This is a genomic window from Rhizobium sp. SG741, from assembly GCF_012275435.1.
In the GTDB taxonomy this organism is placed as follows: Bacteria; Pseudomonadota; Alphaproteobacteria; order Rhizobiales; family Rhizobiaceae; genus Rhizobium; species Rhizobium lusitanum.
This window is the reverse complement of sequence record NZ_JAAZQP010000003.1, coordinates 190,916-203,719: the sequence shown is the minus strand read 5'-3', so window position 1 is coordinate 203,719 and position 12,804 is coordinate 190,916. Positions and strand designations below refer to the sequence as shown.

Genomic DNA, 12,804 nt, shown 5'->3' with positions numbered 1-12,804 from the left:
GGCTCAGACCGGTTTGCTGGCTTCGATGAAGCGGCGCAGCGCCGTCGCAGCATTCAGCATGTGCGCCCGCATGCGCCGCGACGCCATATCGCCGTCACCCTCAGCAATTGCCTGCATGATGGCTTCGTGCTCCGCTCGTGATCGATCGAGGCGCTCGTCCTGCTGCAATTGAGCGCGGCGGAAGGCGGTCAAGCGACTGCGTATGGCAATCGCCTGTTCCGCCAGAAAGCTGTTATGCGTCGCGTGGTAGATCGCCTCGTGAAAGGCGCGGTTGAAGGCGTCATAGGCATCGAAATCGCCCTTCTTCACGATCGTTTCGGAGGCATCGTGCAGCTCGATCAGGTGGCTGCGCTCCAAAGGCGTCATGCGATAGGTGGCAAGCCGCACACACATGGCCTCGATCTCCGCCACCGTCTCGAACATCTCCATGATGCGCTCCGGTGTCATGCGGGCGACGACGACGCCGCGCCGCGGCCGCACCTCGACCAGGCCGCTCACCGCCAATTGCCTCAATGCCTCGCGAACCGGTGTGCGCGAAGCACCAAAGCGATCGGCAAGATGCTGCTCGTCGAGTGCCGCGCCGGCCTCGAGCCTTCCGGTCGCGATCTCATCGGCCAGGGCGTTGCGGATACGGTCCGACAGCAATTCGCGGTTGTCAGCGGAATCCTCGAACCCATTGGTCATTCCCGATCTCCTGGCATTTGCCCCATCTCGTATGCAATATCGCTATTGCTCTGCTGCCTTGCATGCAGAATGACTATCACGCAACTGTTACGCATTCAATGATTGACCATCCAGAGCAGTGGGAATACAAAATCCCTCATGAAACGTCCTCCCGCATACGCAGGGCGGCCAGAATGCCAGACCAGAATGCAAGCAGAGCAGATTTTGTCCGAGCGCTTCGGCGGAATGCTCTTTTCAACGACAATGACTCGCGAGCGACCCGTCGCCCGAGCCTCGGCCGGAAGGCCTTCCGCTGCCGACTTCACCCCCTTCAATGCAAAGGATCAGGACCATGATGATAACCAGACGGAATTTCTCGGCAGCACTTGTTGCCGGCGCCGCCGCCTCTCTCGTTTCCAGCAGCGGTATGGCCGCCACCAACGTTGCTGGCGGTTCGGCGACCTCAGCCCCGCAAAAGGCGCGTAATGTCGTGTTGGTGCATGGGCTCTTTGCAGACGGCTCCTGCTGGTCGGAGGTCATCGCGCGGCTGCAGGCAAAGGGGCTGAACTGCACAGCGGTGCAGAACCCGCTGACCACATTGCCCGAGGCCGTTGCCTCGGCCCAGCGCGTTCTCGATCGCCAGGACGGCCCGACTGTGCTTGTCGGTCATTCATTCTCCGGCATGATCGTCACCGAGGCAGGCATGCACCCGAAGGTCTCCTCGCTGGTCTACGTCGCGGCCCGTGCGCCCGATGCCGGCGAGGATTACACGGCGCTTGCCAAGACCTATCCGACGCCGCCGGCATCGGCCGGCATCGTCTTTGACGGCGACGAGGGCCGCCTGAGCGAAGAAGCCTTCCTGCGCGACTTCGCCGGCGATTTGCCCGAAGCCAAGGCCAAGGTCCTCTATGCCGTCCAGGAGCCGTTCCACAAGGAACTCCTTACCGGCAAGACGACCCAGGCCGCATGGCATTCGAAGCCGAGCTGGTATGCGGTCTCCACCGAAGACCGGACGATCAATCCCGACCTCGAACGCTTCATGGCCAAGCGCATGGGCGCCAAGACCATCGAGGTGAAGGCAAGCCATCTTGCGCTGATCTCTCACCCGGATACGATCGCCCGCCTGATCCTCGAAGCGGCCGGCCACTAGAGCGGTTACGCGTTTCGCGGAATCGCCCAACCGCTCCATGCTATTGTTTTTGCGCAATCCCGGACGGAAAACCGCTTCGCACTTTTCCTGGGATTCTCTAGGCCGACAGGCTGCCGGCCTATCCCTTCCTGGCGAATTCGGCCTGTTCCGCACTGACAGCGACAGCGACGGCCCTTGCCGCCGCTCGCAGCCAATCGGTGCCCCGCTTATCGAGATCGGCGACAATGCCTGGCACGTGCGAGGCATCGTCGGCGTGGCAGTTGGCGATTTCGAAGCCCATGAGATCCAGCATATCAGGCGCCAGCAGCACCTGCATGTCTCCGTCGACTTCGATCTTGCGGCTGTTGGGTGATAGACGGCGGACCAGAAGCTTTCCGCTCACCTGGTAACGTGGATCGGGCGAGCGCGCCCGTCCCGCAGCGATAACACCCGTATGGATCGTCTTGTCCGAGGGGTTATGCTTGAGCGACCAGCCAGACTGTAGCAGCGCCTTGACTTCGCGCAGGACAGGACCGCCGCGCCATTCGACATAGGCGACGAAACGCGGACGGCCCAGACTGCCGGTGCCGGCCGTGCGCGGCTTTGCCTCGAATTCTGTCATCGGATCCGGCAATGCCCTGCGCAGCGCCTTCAGATAGGGCTCCGGCACCGGGTCTTTCGCCGGTGGCAGGCTGCGATACTTCTCCCAGAAAGCCCTGCGCTCGGCATTCGACAGCAACACCTCATTGCGCAGCCGTTTGTAATCGCGCTCCAGGATGACGGGAGACGGCTGCCGCAAACCGCGGCGATAGCCTCCAAGAATGGCATCGGCGATGGCGCGCGGCGTCGGACCATCGTTGCCCCGCGCCAGAATCGCGCTGGTCGCCAGGCGCACGAGATCGAGCGCGTAAGGCATGACCGCGGCCTCGTCGAAATCGTTGGCGCCCCATATCAGCCGCCCCTCCTCGTCACGCCATGTGCCGAAATTCTCGAGATGCGTGTCACCGATCGCCAATATCTGTGGCGCACTCGCGAGATCGGGGCAGATCTGGAGGATGGTTTCGGCCCAGCGCCAGTAGGTTCCGCGCAGGAATGAGAAGCTGTCTCTCTTCATGAGCTTGTGCTTCTTTGCCAGGCCGGACCCGACCAGATCGTCGCCAAGCTGCGCCCGCATCCAGGTCTCGTAGGCCGCCACCGATTGCAGGATCGTCGTCATCGATGCCCCTCGCCATGTATTCTCTGGTTTCGGATAGCATGATGCTGCCATTGAGGAAATTGGATGTCGGCCGCAGAAGCGGCAGAGGCTTTGCTTTTCCAAAGCATGACCCTTGTTCTCGCCGCCTCTCCATGCCAATTTCGCACCCGCGAAGAGGGGATGGTATGACAGAGGCAGACAGCGGCGATTTTCGGGCCCGCATTAGAACCAGCTTCGAGCGGCAGGCCGCGATGGCGACCATCGGCGCGGAACTGACACGCGTCGAACATGGCGCGGTCGAGATCGAGCTGCCGTTCGACGTCAAGCTGACGCAACAGCACGGCATCCTGCATGCAGGCATCATCGCCGCCGCGCTGGATTCCGCCTGCGGATTTGCGGCCTATAGCGTCATCGATCCCTCCGCATCTATTTTGACAATCGAATTCAAGATCAACCTGATGTCGCCGGGACGCGGCGAGCGTTTCCTGTTTCGCGGCGATGTCACCAAGCCGGGCACGACGATCATCGTGGCCGACGGACGCGGCTATGCGATTGGCGACGGGCCGGCCAAGCTGATTGCCTCGATGACCGGAACGATGATGGTCATCCGTGGCAGAGAGGGAATTAGCGGATGAAATTCGAATTGAAGCGCGTTTCGGGCAAATCGATCCTGTTCGTCATGGCGGCCGAGGCGGAATACGGGCCCTTTCTGCGCTCGCGCATCGATCCGCTGATGACCGGCGTCGGCCCCGTCGAGGCAGGGATCGCGCTCACCCGCGCATTTGCCCAGCTCGAAGCCCAGGACGACCTGCCCGATCTCGTGGTTTCGCTCGGCTCGGCCGGCTCCGCCAGGCTAGAGCAGACCGAAGTCTATCAGGTCAGCTCCGTCTCCTACCGCGACATGGATGCCTCGCCGCTCGGCTTCGAGAAGGGTCGCACGCCGTTCCTCGACCTGCCTGCCACGCTCGAACTGCCGTTGCGCATTCCCGCTATTGCCGAAGCGAGCCTTTCCACCGGCGGCAACATCGTGTCGGGCACGGATGCCTACGAGCGCATCGGCACCGACATGGTGGACATGGAAACCTTCGCGGTGCTGCGCGCCTGCCAGATCTACGGCCGTCCGCTGATCGGGCTGCGCGGCATTTCCGATGGGCAAATCGAATTGCAGCGCATTTCCGACTGGACGGAATATCTGCACGTCATCGACCGTAAACTGTCCTATGCCGTCGACGGCCTGTTTACCGCATTGGAAGACGGCGTATTCTGGTTTTAACGGATCAAAACCGCCCTATGTGAGGACAATCGGGACAATAAAATCGGCTCCGGCATGATTTGCCCGATTGCCAGCGAAAGCGCTTTTCATTAAAGGCTCGCCATGACCCAGACAGCACATCCAGACACCGTTCTCATCGTCGATTTTGGCAGCCAGGTGACGCAGCTCATCGCACGGCGCGTGCGCGAAGCGGGCGTCTACTGCGAAATCGTCCCCTTCCAATCCGCCGAAGCCAGTTTCAAGCGGCTGCAGCCGAAGGCCGTGATCCTGTCCGGCAGCCCGGCCTCGACCGTGGACGAGGGCTCACCGCGGGCGCCGCAGATCATCTTCGACAGCGGCATTCCGGTATTCGGCATCTGCTACGGCCAGCAGACCATGTGCATGCAGCTCGGCGGCAAGGTCGAGAGCGGCCATCACCGCGAATTCGGCCGCGCCTTCCTCGACGTCAACGAGGATTGTGCGCTGTTCGAGGGCCTCTGGTCCTCCGGCTCGCGTCATCAGGTCTGGATGAGCCATGGCGACCGCGTCACCGCGTTGCCAGAAGGCTTCGAAGTGGTCGCCACCTCCTCGAACGCACCCTATGCCTTCATCGCCGACGAGAAGCGCAAATATTATGGCGTGCAGTTCCATCCGGAAGTCGTTCATACGCCCGACGGCGCCAAGCTGATCGGCAATTTCATTCACAACATCGCCGGCCTCAAGGGCGACTGGTCGATGTCGGCCTATCGCGCCAAGGCCGTGCAGGCAATCCGCGATCAGGTCGGCGACAAGCGAGTCATCTGCGCCTTGTCAGGCGGCGTCGATTCTTCCGTCGCAGCACTGCTGATTCATGAAGCAGTCGGCGACCAGCTCACCTGTATCCTCGTCGACCACGGCCTGATGCGCAAGGACGAGGCCGCCGGCGTCGTCGCCATGTTCCGCGAGCACTACAATCTGCATCTGCTCCATGTCGATGCCTCCGACCGCTTCATCGGCGAACTGGAGGGCGTCAGCGACCCCGAGACCAAGCGCAAGATCATCGGCCGGCTCTTCATCGAGACCTTCGAAGAAGAGGCCAAGAAGCTCGGCGGCGCCGATTTCCTCGGCCAGGGCACGCTCTATCCGGACGTAATCGAAAGCGTTTCCTTCACCGGCGGCCCGTCCGTCACCATCAAGTCGCACCACAATGTCGGCGGCCTGCCGGAGCGCATGAAGATGCAGCTCGTCGAGCCGCTGCGCGAACTCTTCAAGGATGAGGTGCGCGCGCTCGGCAAGGAACTCGGCCTGCCCGATAGCTTCATCGGCCGTCACCCCTTCCCCGGCCCGGGCCTTGCCATCCGCTGCCCCGGCGGCATCACCCGCGAGAAGCTGGAGATCCTGCGCGAAGCCGACGCGATCTATCTCGACGAAATCCGCAAGGCCGGCCTCTATGACGCCATCTGGCAGGCTTTCGCCGTGCTGCTGCCGGTCCAGACCGTCGGCGTCATGGGCGACGGCCGCACCTACGAGTTCGTCTGCGCGCTGCGCGCCGTGACCTCCGTCGACGGCATGACCGCGGATTTCTATCACTACGACATGGAATTCCTCGGTCGCGCCGCGACCCGCATCATCAACGAAGTCCGCGGCATCAACCGCGTCGTTTATGACGTAACATCGAAGCCGCCGGGCACGATCGAGTGGGAATGAGGGGGAGTGCTGCGGAGTAAACTGGGATAAAGCAGCGTGCTAATGGCTATGTTGTCGCTGCAATAGCAGTCGGCAGTCCTCGCGCAACTCTGGCCCTCCGGCAGCGAAAGGCGTCAATGCTGAAGACCTGATTCAGATCAAAGTCTGCCGAGCCCCTCCGTGATACCCAACTATCATGTCTGAGATTTATCAAGGCCGTCGTGCCTTCTTGACCGCGCTTGCCGCCGGAGGGGGACTTATCGCAATTGGTGGGGCAACGGCGTTTGTGATGAATGCCCGTGACCTTTCCGGCTATCAGGAAGCTGTCAACGCCACGTGGCGGCACAGCGATAGTACCGATCTGCCGCCGTCATCGGCCCAACGAGAGCTTGTCCGTTATGCCACCTTGGCGGCAAACAGCCATAACACGCAGCCTTGGCAATTTCGGCTCTCGGATCGCTCGATCCTCGTGCTGCCCGATTCCCGGCGTCGCTTGCCCGCTGTCGATCCCGACGATCATCATGTGTTCGCCAGCCTCGGCTGCGCCGTCGAGAACATGGTCCAAGCTGCCCGCGCCTTCGGACTTCGGGCGGTTCCGCGCTACGATCCCGATGAGCGCGGAATTCGGGTCGACTTGGAGGCTGCGCCGCCCGAACGGACAGACCTATTCGACGCTATTCCGCATCGTCAATCGACGCGCACTGTCTATGATGGGCGCTCGGTCCCGCCCGAACATCTCCGGCTCTTGGAAGCCGCAGGAAACGGTCAAGGCGTGCGGATGCTGCTTTTCACGGAGCGGAAGCAGCGTGAGGAGATCCTCTCCTATCTGGTCGCGGGCAACAGTGCGCAGATGGACGATGTCGCGTTCGTAGAAGAATTGAAATCGTGGATTCGATTCAGCTATGGCTCAGCCCTTTCGACGCGAGACGGCTTGTTTTCGAAATCCTCCGGCAATCCAGTCCTGCCGGATTGGATCGGCCGTTTGATCCTCAATCTGGTGTTCACGAAGGAGGCTGAAAACCGGAATTATGAGAGCCAGCTCAGAAGCTCGGCCGGTGTTGCCGTGTTCGTCTCTGACAAGAACGAACCCGCCTACTGGGCAGAAGCCGGACGATGCAGTCAACGTTTCGCCCTTCAGGCGACGGCTCTCCAACTCCGGCATGCCTTCATCAATCAACCGGTCGAGGTTCCCGCCGTGCGGGGGCAATTTGCCACCTATCTCGGCATCGGCGATCGTCGGCCGGATCTCGTGATGAGATTCGGGTACGGTCCGGAGTTGCCCAGATCGCTCCGCCGTCCGGTCGAGCACGTCATTCTCCGGACTTAGGTCGTGATGTCCTTGAGGCTGACGAGACCGCGCTTGCCGGAGATTTCGAAAAATCGACCGATCGATATCGATAGTCGCTGAAACCAAGCAGTTTCTGAATCGACTAAACTCTCCTTTGAATTCGAGAGCAGAAATTTCTGACGGATCGGAGAGACGGTTCTTCGTCGTATGCAGAAGCTTTGCGCTTGTAATTCAATGCGTAACGATCAGTAAGAACAATCGAGTGAGAATAGACGGCGAAGGGCACTCTCTGGGCACCTTTCCCGGAAGTGCCCAATCGCCAAATTCAGCAAATCGGGCCCATCCAAGGAATGATGAACGGTGTGGCGCCCTTACTTCACCGTGATGCTCAGACCGCTGATATCGGCATTGACCTGCAGGCCAACCTGCCTGCCTGTGAGTTCGAGTTGGGCGCCCTTGTCATTGGTCATGACGATCATCTGGGCGCCTTTGCCGACTGCGCCGCCGCCGCCCGCTGCACCGTAGATCCCCGACACATCCTGGGCGCGACGAATATGGGTAACGGTGCCTTGGAAATAGGTCTTGGAGGCCCCGAAGGCGAGGCCGCCCGAGATACCGCCAATCGAGACGGGATAGCGGCGACCATGGAAGGTCAGCGTGCCCTCGCCTCCGGAACCACCGACGAAGAAGGCAGCCTTATAGACGGCAAAACGGATCGTACCGCTGTCGGCATGCGCGGCGCTGGCAAAGCTAATTCCCGCGGCGGCAATGGTGGCAACTGCGACTGAACGAAATGCGGACGAAATCTTCATGATGGGCTATTCCTCAAGAGCGCCGCTTACCCAGCCGGCCGGGACGACGTCAGCGTCGCGTCAAAGTTATATATGAACAGTTTCGCGCGTCATTAGTTCCAAAGCACGATAATAACAAAGCGTTAGAGCACATATTCGGTCGCGCGCTGCTCGAAGAAATTAGCGCGCGCGACCAGTTCTCGGCATCGGTCACATGGTCGCAACCAGGTGTTTGAAACCTTTCGCGAACCTTCGGCAGGGCCTTTGCGACCTCGCGAGGCGGGATATAGCGATCCGACGCCTGTACGCTTCAACGACAAGGAGACGCTGCTGTTTTCCCGCGCCCGCCAGGTATCTAAAGCCTGGGGAGGAAGCCCCCCTCCTCCCAGTGCCGCTGCCTAGAACCCCAGTGATTGCTGCACAGGTTTCGGCGGCGCGAGCTGGACGCCTTCCAGCTCCAGCATCCGGGCCTTGGCGTTGGAGCCGCCGGGCGCCGAAAAGCCGCCGATCTTGCCGCCTGCCGCCAGAACGCGATGGCAGGGGATGATCAGCGCGACCGGATTCTTTGCCATCGCCTGGCCGACGTCGCGGGCGGCTTCCGGCCCGACGCCAAGCTGTTTCGCCAGCGTCCCATAGGTAGTGGTATGGCCCCAGGTGACCTGCCGGGCGGCATCGTAGATCTGCTTGAAAAAGGCATCCTGTTCGCCGAGATCGAGGGCGACGCCGGAAAAATCGATCTCTTCGCCCGCAAAATACCGTTTCACCTTGGCGACGACCTCCGCGACTTCAGGCGTCGGCGTGCCGGGATGCGCATTCGGCAGGCGACGCCGAAGCAGGCGTTCGGTCGCCCCGGCATCCTTCGTCGGCAATTGGAAGCGTATGACGCCGATATCGCTCCAGGCGATACCGCAGAAACCGCCGGCGGTTTCGAAGATCAGATAGTCTTGCCTTGTCTCGTTCATGACGGACGCTCCGTGTTTCCACTTGTCATGAAAATCGTGCCACGAGCCGTGAAATTCAACCCGATTCTTGTGCAGGGCCGATATTGCCGACATTTTGCCCGTTGAGGAAAACGGCGCCGCCGCGATGACGGCGCCCCAATCCTACCTCGCATCCTGGCGTATCAGTATCCGCCGCCGGCCGGAGGAGGATTCATCGTCATGTTGCCACCGGAGCCATGCTGGTCCGAGGTGGAACAAGAGGAAACACCGAGACCGACGAGAGCGAGCAAGGCGATCGAGAAGATGGCTTTCGTCAACATGTGAGATCGTTCCTTTTGAAGACGGCACAAATACCCCTGGCGGAGAGTGAACAAATCAGGCGGGCATTTTATTCGATGGCATTTCTAAAATTGAGATTCGGCGGATCGCCTTCAGCCAGTTTACTCGCCCCGATTCATCAAGTATGTTCTCTTTTTGTTCTTGATATAGCTGCCATGCGTCCCTATGATGTGCGGATCACCAGAATAGGAGGAGGCAAAGCCGCGTGGCTTTGACGCAATCCCATGAAGAACAAAGACCAGCTCTCGCTCTATCTCAGCGGCGGTTCGTCCAGCCGGACACTACCGCCAATCGATCAAAGGCCAATCAGCGAACTCTATTTTGCAATCCTTCCCGATCCGGAGATCGCCGCAAAGAGTCACAAGCTTGCAGGCAATTTCCATCGACGGTACCGGTTTTTCGCGAAGCCGCGAAAAGCCAATCTCCTCCATGTGACGCTCTATACTATCGGCTCTTTTCGCTACTTGCCCGAAGAGACGGTGTTTGCGGCGATGGAAGCCGCCTCTAAAGTTAGGAAGCCGTCCTGTTCAGTAGTCTTCGACCGGGCTGTCAGTTTCGGCAATGGCGATAATCGCCCGCTTGTTCTATGGAACGAGAATGGAAACGCCGAACTCAAGGCGATCTATCAGGAATTGGTCGATGCCATGCGGCTTACCGGCATTGCGCCCATCAAGGAAAAGCCCGTCGAGCCGCATATGACGCTGCTCTATCAGGGCCATTCAGTTCCCGACATTGTGCTCGAAGAACCTGTGACCTGGACAGCCAAAGACTTCGTCCTCATCAACAGCCTACAGGGTGAATCAATCCACGAGCATCTTTGCTATTGGACTTTGCGCGACTGAACAGCCCGTTCAAACCTTCGGCTGATTGTCATCCGCCATCACCGCCGCCACCGCATCCTCGACGCTGAAGCTGCAGCGGCTCTCAAGATCGGCTATGCCGGCTGCCGCCATGAGATCGCGCACCCGATCATGCGCACGAGCGAATTGCACGCGGATGCCGGCGCGGCGCATGGCGCCATCGAACTCCATCAAGGCATCCATCCCCGTGCTGTCCAGATCGAAGCTCTCTTCAAGGCTGAGAACGACGGCCCGCAATCCCGCCTCGCTGCGGCTGCGCGACAGGATCTCGCCGAAGATCGTGTCGGCATTGCCGAAAAACAGCGTCTCGCCTGGTCGCCAGATGACAATGCCCGGCATCTCGGACGCATCGCCGTGCCGGCTGATATCGACGAAGTTGTGACTGCTGCCGAGGCGCCCCAGTCGGGCGACATAGGGCGAGGCCAGTCGATGCATCATCGCGGCAAGCGAGAGTGCGATTGCCAGCAGCATGCCGTTGAGGACACCAAAAATCAGCACACCCGCAGCAGCGCCGATCGCGACGTAGAAATCGCGATGCAGCCGCCGCAGATGCAGGATCGGGCTGGGATCGAGCGCATGCGTGAGGGCTGCAATCACCACTGCCGCCAGCACCGGCTCGGGCAGAAGCGCCACCAGCGGCCCGGCGCAGGCAATCAGAATGGCAAGGCCGATGGCGGCGAAAACAGTGGTTGCGCGTGTCTTCGCGCCGGCCGCCTCGCTGGCGAAACCGGCGGAAAAACCGGCGCCGACGGGCATGCCCTGGACGAGGGCGCTGGCGATATTGGCGGCGCCGAGCGCGCCGAGTTCGCGATTGACCTCCAGCGTCTCGCCATAGCGCAGCGCCAGCGCCCGCATGGTGCCCCAGGATTCGGCAAAGAGGATGAGCACGAGGGGCACTGTAAACTGCACCAGCCGCGAATAGGCCATCCAGCCGGCATCCGGCAGCGACGGCCATTGCGGCAGGATCTCGATTGCACCGACCAGCTTGACGCCATGCGCCTCCAGACCGAACAGGTATGAAGCGAGAATGCCGGCGCCGAGCACGAGGAAGGCGCCGGGAACACCCGGCAATCGCTTGAGCAGCAGCAATGCCGCAAGCGCCACGATGCCGACGGCGACGCTGATCGGATTCCACTGCAGAACCGCGCCGAACAGGGCTGCCGCGTAGATAAAGATGTTCGAGCCCTGCACGGGCACGCCCACGAGGATGGGCAGCTGGTGCAGGATGATGGTGATCGCGAGACCCAGCGCGAAGCCGCGCAGCACCGGTCGGGAAATGAAGCCGGTGATGCCGCCGAGGCGCAAGACCGAAGCGACGACAAACAGAGCGCCGGCGAGCGCGACGGCGACCGTGGCCAAACCGGCCTTGACCGTGGCGTCACCCGGCATGACCGCCAGCGTCGCGGCAAGAATGGCGGCGGAGGAGGATGTCGGAGAGACGATGGCGAAGCGGCTGCGGCCGAACACGGCATAGACGAGACATCCGGCGATGCCGGCAAGAATGGCCCGATGCGGCGGCAGGCCGGCGATGCCGGCGTAGGCAACGGCTTCCGGCAACATCAGGCCGGCAACCGATATGCCCGCAACCAGATCCGCCCTGTCCACCACGAACCAGCTGCTCAGCTTCGTCATCGATCACCGACCATAGGGATGGCTCATCTGTTTATGGATAGAGATTCGCCGCCAAGCTGCAACAGGAAAATAAGCTGGCAAACCTTCGGCTTACACCGCCGCTTCGGTGCCATCGCGCAAGGGACAGCTTCTGCCGATCACTTCGGTGACAAAATCCATGACGGCGCGAATGGCCAGCGAGCGACGCAGATCCGGATAGGTCACGAGCCAGAGATCCCGCGTCGGTGAAGGAGTGGCCACAGGCAAGCGCATCAGCCCCGCTTCGGCATCCCCCAGAAACGCAGGGAGCGCCACGACACCTAGACCGGCACGGGCAGCCTCGAGCTGACCGAAAACATCTGTGGCACGAAACACGATCGGGCGGCCGGCCAGCAGGCTGCGCAGCCAGGTCTGCTGCGTCAGGTGCTCCATCGCCGCGTCGTAGCCGATGAAAGACCAATCCTCCTCAGGCATTTGCGCCACAGCCGGGATGGCATAGAGGCCGAATCGCATCACGCCGATACGCCGGACAAGCAGATCGCTCTCCTCCGGCCGCGTCATGCGCACGGCGATATCGGCCTCGCCGTAATTGAGGGCGGCGCGGCGTGTAACACCGGCAATGGTCAATGTAATATCCGGATGCTCGGCACGAAAGACGGCTGCTTTCGGGGCCAGAAGATGAGCGGCGATCGATGGCGGCGCACTGATCTTGACCGCGGCGGAAAGCCCGGCGACAGCGCTTTTCGAATAGCGCCTGATCGCCTCGACATTGTCCTCCATGCCGGCCACCAGTTCGGCGATAGCGCGGCCATCGGCCGTCAGCGGCGACGTGCGCGGCCGCCGGTCGATCAGGCGCAGATCCAGCGAGCGCTCCAGTGCGGCAATGCGCCGGCCGACGGTTGCGTGATCCACACCCAACTCGCGCGACGCCGCCGAGAGCGAGCCCGTTCGCGCCAGGGCGGCGAAATGAAGAAGGTCCTGCCAGTCGATCATCGGTGCATTATTGCACAGATATGGTGAGCTCATACCGAATTTATTCAGGCCGATGTTTGTGGTCAAAGATTTCCTGA

General features: G+C 61.2%; 13 protein-coding genes. 6 read left to right on the top strand and 7 right to left on the bottom strand.

The genetic code is table 11. The features are described 5' to 3' along the window. Window positions 1–3: 3 nt before the first annotated feature. On the bottom strand, window positions 4–684 hold the full coding sequence (locus FHT29_RS09410) for a GntR family transcriptional regulator (protein ID WP_047556309.1): 681 nt from the start codon (window positions 682–684) through the stop codon (window positions 4–6). 331 nt (window positions 685–1,015) lie between these two features. Between FHT29_RS09410 and FHT29_RS09405 the strand changes: the two genes are divergently transcribed. Then, window positions 1,016–1,813, top strand: coding sequence for an alpha/beta hydrolase (locus tag FHT29_RS09405; protein ID WP_047556412.1), 798 nt, complete (start codon window positions 1,016–1,018; stop codon window positions 1,811–1,813). Between the two features lie 118 nt (window positions 1,814–1,931). On the opposite strand, the gene FHT29_RS09400 is transcribed toward FHT29_RS09405, so the two are convergent. Continuing rightward, on the bottom strand, window positions 1,932–3,008 hold the full coding sequence (locus tag FHT29_RS09400) for a DUF2252 family protein (protein WP_047556312.1): 1,077 nt from the start codon (window positions 3,006–3,008) through the stop codon (window positions 1,932–1,934). A gap of 164 nt (window positions 3,009–3,172) precedes the next feature. Between FHT29_RS09400 and FHT29_RS09395 the strand changes: the two genes are divergently transcribed. From FHT29_RS09395 to FHT29_RS09380, 4 genes are all read left to right on the top strand, one after another. Continuing rightward, window positions 3,173–3,622 carry a PaaI family thioesterase gene (locus tag FHT29_RS09395; RefSeq protein ID WP_037197294.1) on the top strand — a complete coding sequence of 150 codons (450 nt, stop codon included), beginning with the start codon at window positions 3,173–3,175 and terminating at the stop codon, window positions 3,620–3,622. Next, window positions 3,619–4,260, top strand: a complete 642-nt coding sequence (locus FHT29_RS09390; RefSeq protein WP_037197293.1) for a 5'-methylthioadenosine/S-adenosylhomocysteine nucleosidase — start codon at window positions 3,619–3,621, stop codon at window positions 4,258–4,260. The genes FHT29_RS09395 and FHT29_RS09390 overlap by 4 nt, the downstream gene beginning before the upstream one ends. Before the next feature lie 102 nt (window positions 4,261–4,362). Further along, window positions 4,363–5,925, top strand: coding sequence for a glutamine-hydrolyzing GMP synthase (gene guaA, locus FHT29_RS09385; RefSeq protein WP_047556313.1), 1,563 nt, complete (start codon window positions 4,363–4,365; stop codon window positions 5,923–5,925). Window positions 5,926–6,100: 175 nt separating this feature from the next. Further along, a complete protein-coding gene (locus FHT29_RS09380; RefSeq protein ID WP_037197222.1) occupies window positions 6,101–7,231 on the top strand; it encodes a nitroreductase family protein in 1,131 nt (376 codons plus the stop codon). 332 nt (window positions 7,232–7,563) lie between these two features. Here FHT29_RS09380 and FHT29_RS09375 read toward each other — a convergent pair whose 3' ends face one another. The 3 genes from FHT29_RS09375 to FHT29_RS09365 all read right to left on the bottom strand — a co-directional run bounded on the left by FHT29_RS09375 (window position 7,564) and on the right by FHT29_RS09365 (window position 9,244). Next, window positions 7,564–8,004 (bottom strand): hypothetical protein, encoded by a 441-nt coding sequence (locus FHT29_RS09375; RefSeq protein ID WP_047556314.1) that lies wholly within the window; start codon window positions 8,002–8,004, stop codon window positions 7,564–7,566. Between the two features lie 377 nt (window positions 8,005–8,381). After that, on the bottom strand, window positions 8,382–8,945 hold the full coding sequence (locus FHT29_RS09370; protein ID WP_047556315.1) for a methylated-DNA--[protein]-cysteine S-methyltransferase: 564 nt from the start codon (window positions 8,943–8,945) through the stop codon (window positions 8,382–8,384). 161 nt (window positions 8,946–9,106) lie between these two features. After that, window positions 9,107–9,244 (bottom strand): hypothetical protein, encoded by a 138-nt coding sequence (locus tag FHT29_RS09365; RefSeq protein ID WP_156143646.1) that lies wholly within the window; start codon window positions 9,242–9,244, stop codon window positions 9,107–9,109. A gap of 243 nt (window positions 9,245–9,487) precedes the next feature. On the opposite strand from FHT29_RS09365, the gene FHT29_RS09360 reads away from it, so the two are divergent. Continuing rightward, a complete protein-coding gene (locus FHT29_RS09360; protein ID WP_047556317.1) occupies window positions 9,488–10,105 on the top strand; it encodes a 2'-5' RNA ligase family protein in 618 nt (205 codons plus the stop codon). Window positions 10,106–10,114: 9 nt separating this feature from the next. Here the strand turns inward: FHT29_RS09360 and FHT29_RS09355 are convergent, their stop codons facing one another. Both FHT29_RS09355 and FHT29_RS09350 read right to left on the bottom strand, forming a co-directional pair. After that, window positions 10,115–11,755 carry a SulP family inorganic anion transporter gene (locus FHT29_RS09355; RefSeq protein WP_080760510.1) on the bottom strand — a complete coding sequence of 547 codons (1,641 nt, stop codon included), beginning with the start codon at window positions 11,753–11,755 and terminating at the stop codon, window positions 10,115–10,117. Between the two features lie 90 nt (window positions 11,756–11,845). Then, the gene (locus tag FHT29_RS09350; RefSeq protein WP_246703016.1) at window positions 11,846–12,760 is read right to left on the bottom strand and encodes a LysR family transcriptional regulator; all 915 of its coding nucleotides are present in this window, start codon (window positions 12,758–12,760) and stop codon (window positions 11,846–11,848) included. Window positions 12,761–12,804: the final 44 nt, after the last annotated feature.

Bases quoted from the DNA above. Each gene is read 5' to 3' on its own strand.
- FHT29_RS09395 (WP_037197294.1), top strand. From the start codon at position 3,173: ATGACAGAGGCAGACAGCGGCGATTTTCGGGCCCGCATTAGAACCAGC.
- FHT29_RS09405 (WP_047556412.1), top strand. From the start codon at position 1,016: ATGATGATAACCAGACGGAATTTCTCGGCAGCACTTGTTGCCGGCGCC.
- FHT29_RS09360 (WP_047556317.1), top strand. From the start codon at position 9,488: ATGAAGAACAAAGACCAGCTCTCGCTCTATCTCAGCGGCGGTTCGTCC.
- guaA (WP_047556313.1), top strand. From the start codon at position 4,363: ATGACCCAGACAGCACATCCAGACACCGTTCTCATCGTCGATTTTGGC.
- FHT29_RS09375 (WP_047556314.1), bottom strand. From the start codon at position 8,004: ATGAAGATTTCGTCCGCATTTCGTTCAGTCGCAGTTGCCACCATTGCC.
- FHT29_RS09350 (WP_246703016.1), bottom strand. From the start codon at position 12,760: ATGAGCTCACCATATCTGTGCAATAATGCACCGATGATCGACTGGCAG.
- FHT29_RS09390 (WP_037197293.1), top strand. From the start codon at position 3,619: ATGAAATTCGAATTGAAGCGCGTTTCGGGCAAATCGATCCTGTTCGTC.
- FHT29_RS09400 (WP_047556312.1), bottom strand. From the start codon at position 3,008: ATGACGACGATCCTGCAATCGGTGGCGGCCTACGAGACCTGGATGCGG.
- FHT29_RS09365 (WP_156143646.1), bottom strand. From the start codon at position 9,244: ATGTTGACGAAAGCCATCTTCTCGATCGCCTTGCTCGCTCTCGTCGGT.
- FHT29_RS09355 (WP_080760510.1), bottom strand. From the start codon at position 11,755: ATGACGAAGCTGAGCAGCTGGTTCGTGGTGGACAGGGCGGATCTGGTT.
- FHT29_RS09410 (WP_047556309.1), bottom strand. From the start codon at position 684: ATGACCAATGGGTTCGAGGATTCCGCTGACAACCGCGAATTGCTGTCG.
- FHT29_RS09370 (WP_047556315.1), bottom strand. From the start codon at position 8,945: ATGAACGAGACAAGGCAAGACTATCTGATCTTCGAAACCGCCGGCGGT.
- FHT29_RS09380 (WP_037197222.1), top strand. From the start codon at position 6,101: ATGTCTGAGATTTATCAAGGCCGTCGTGCCTTCTTGACCGCGCTTGCC.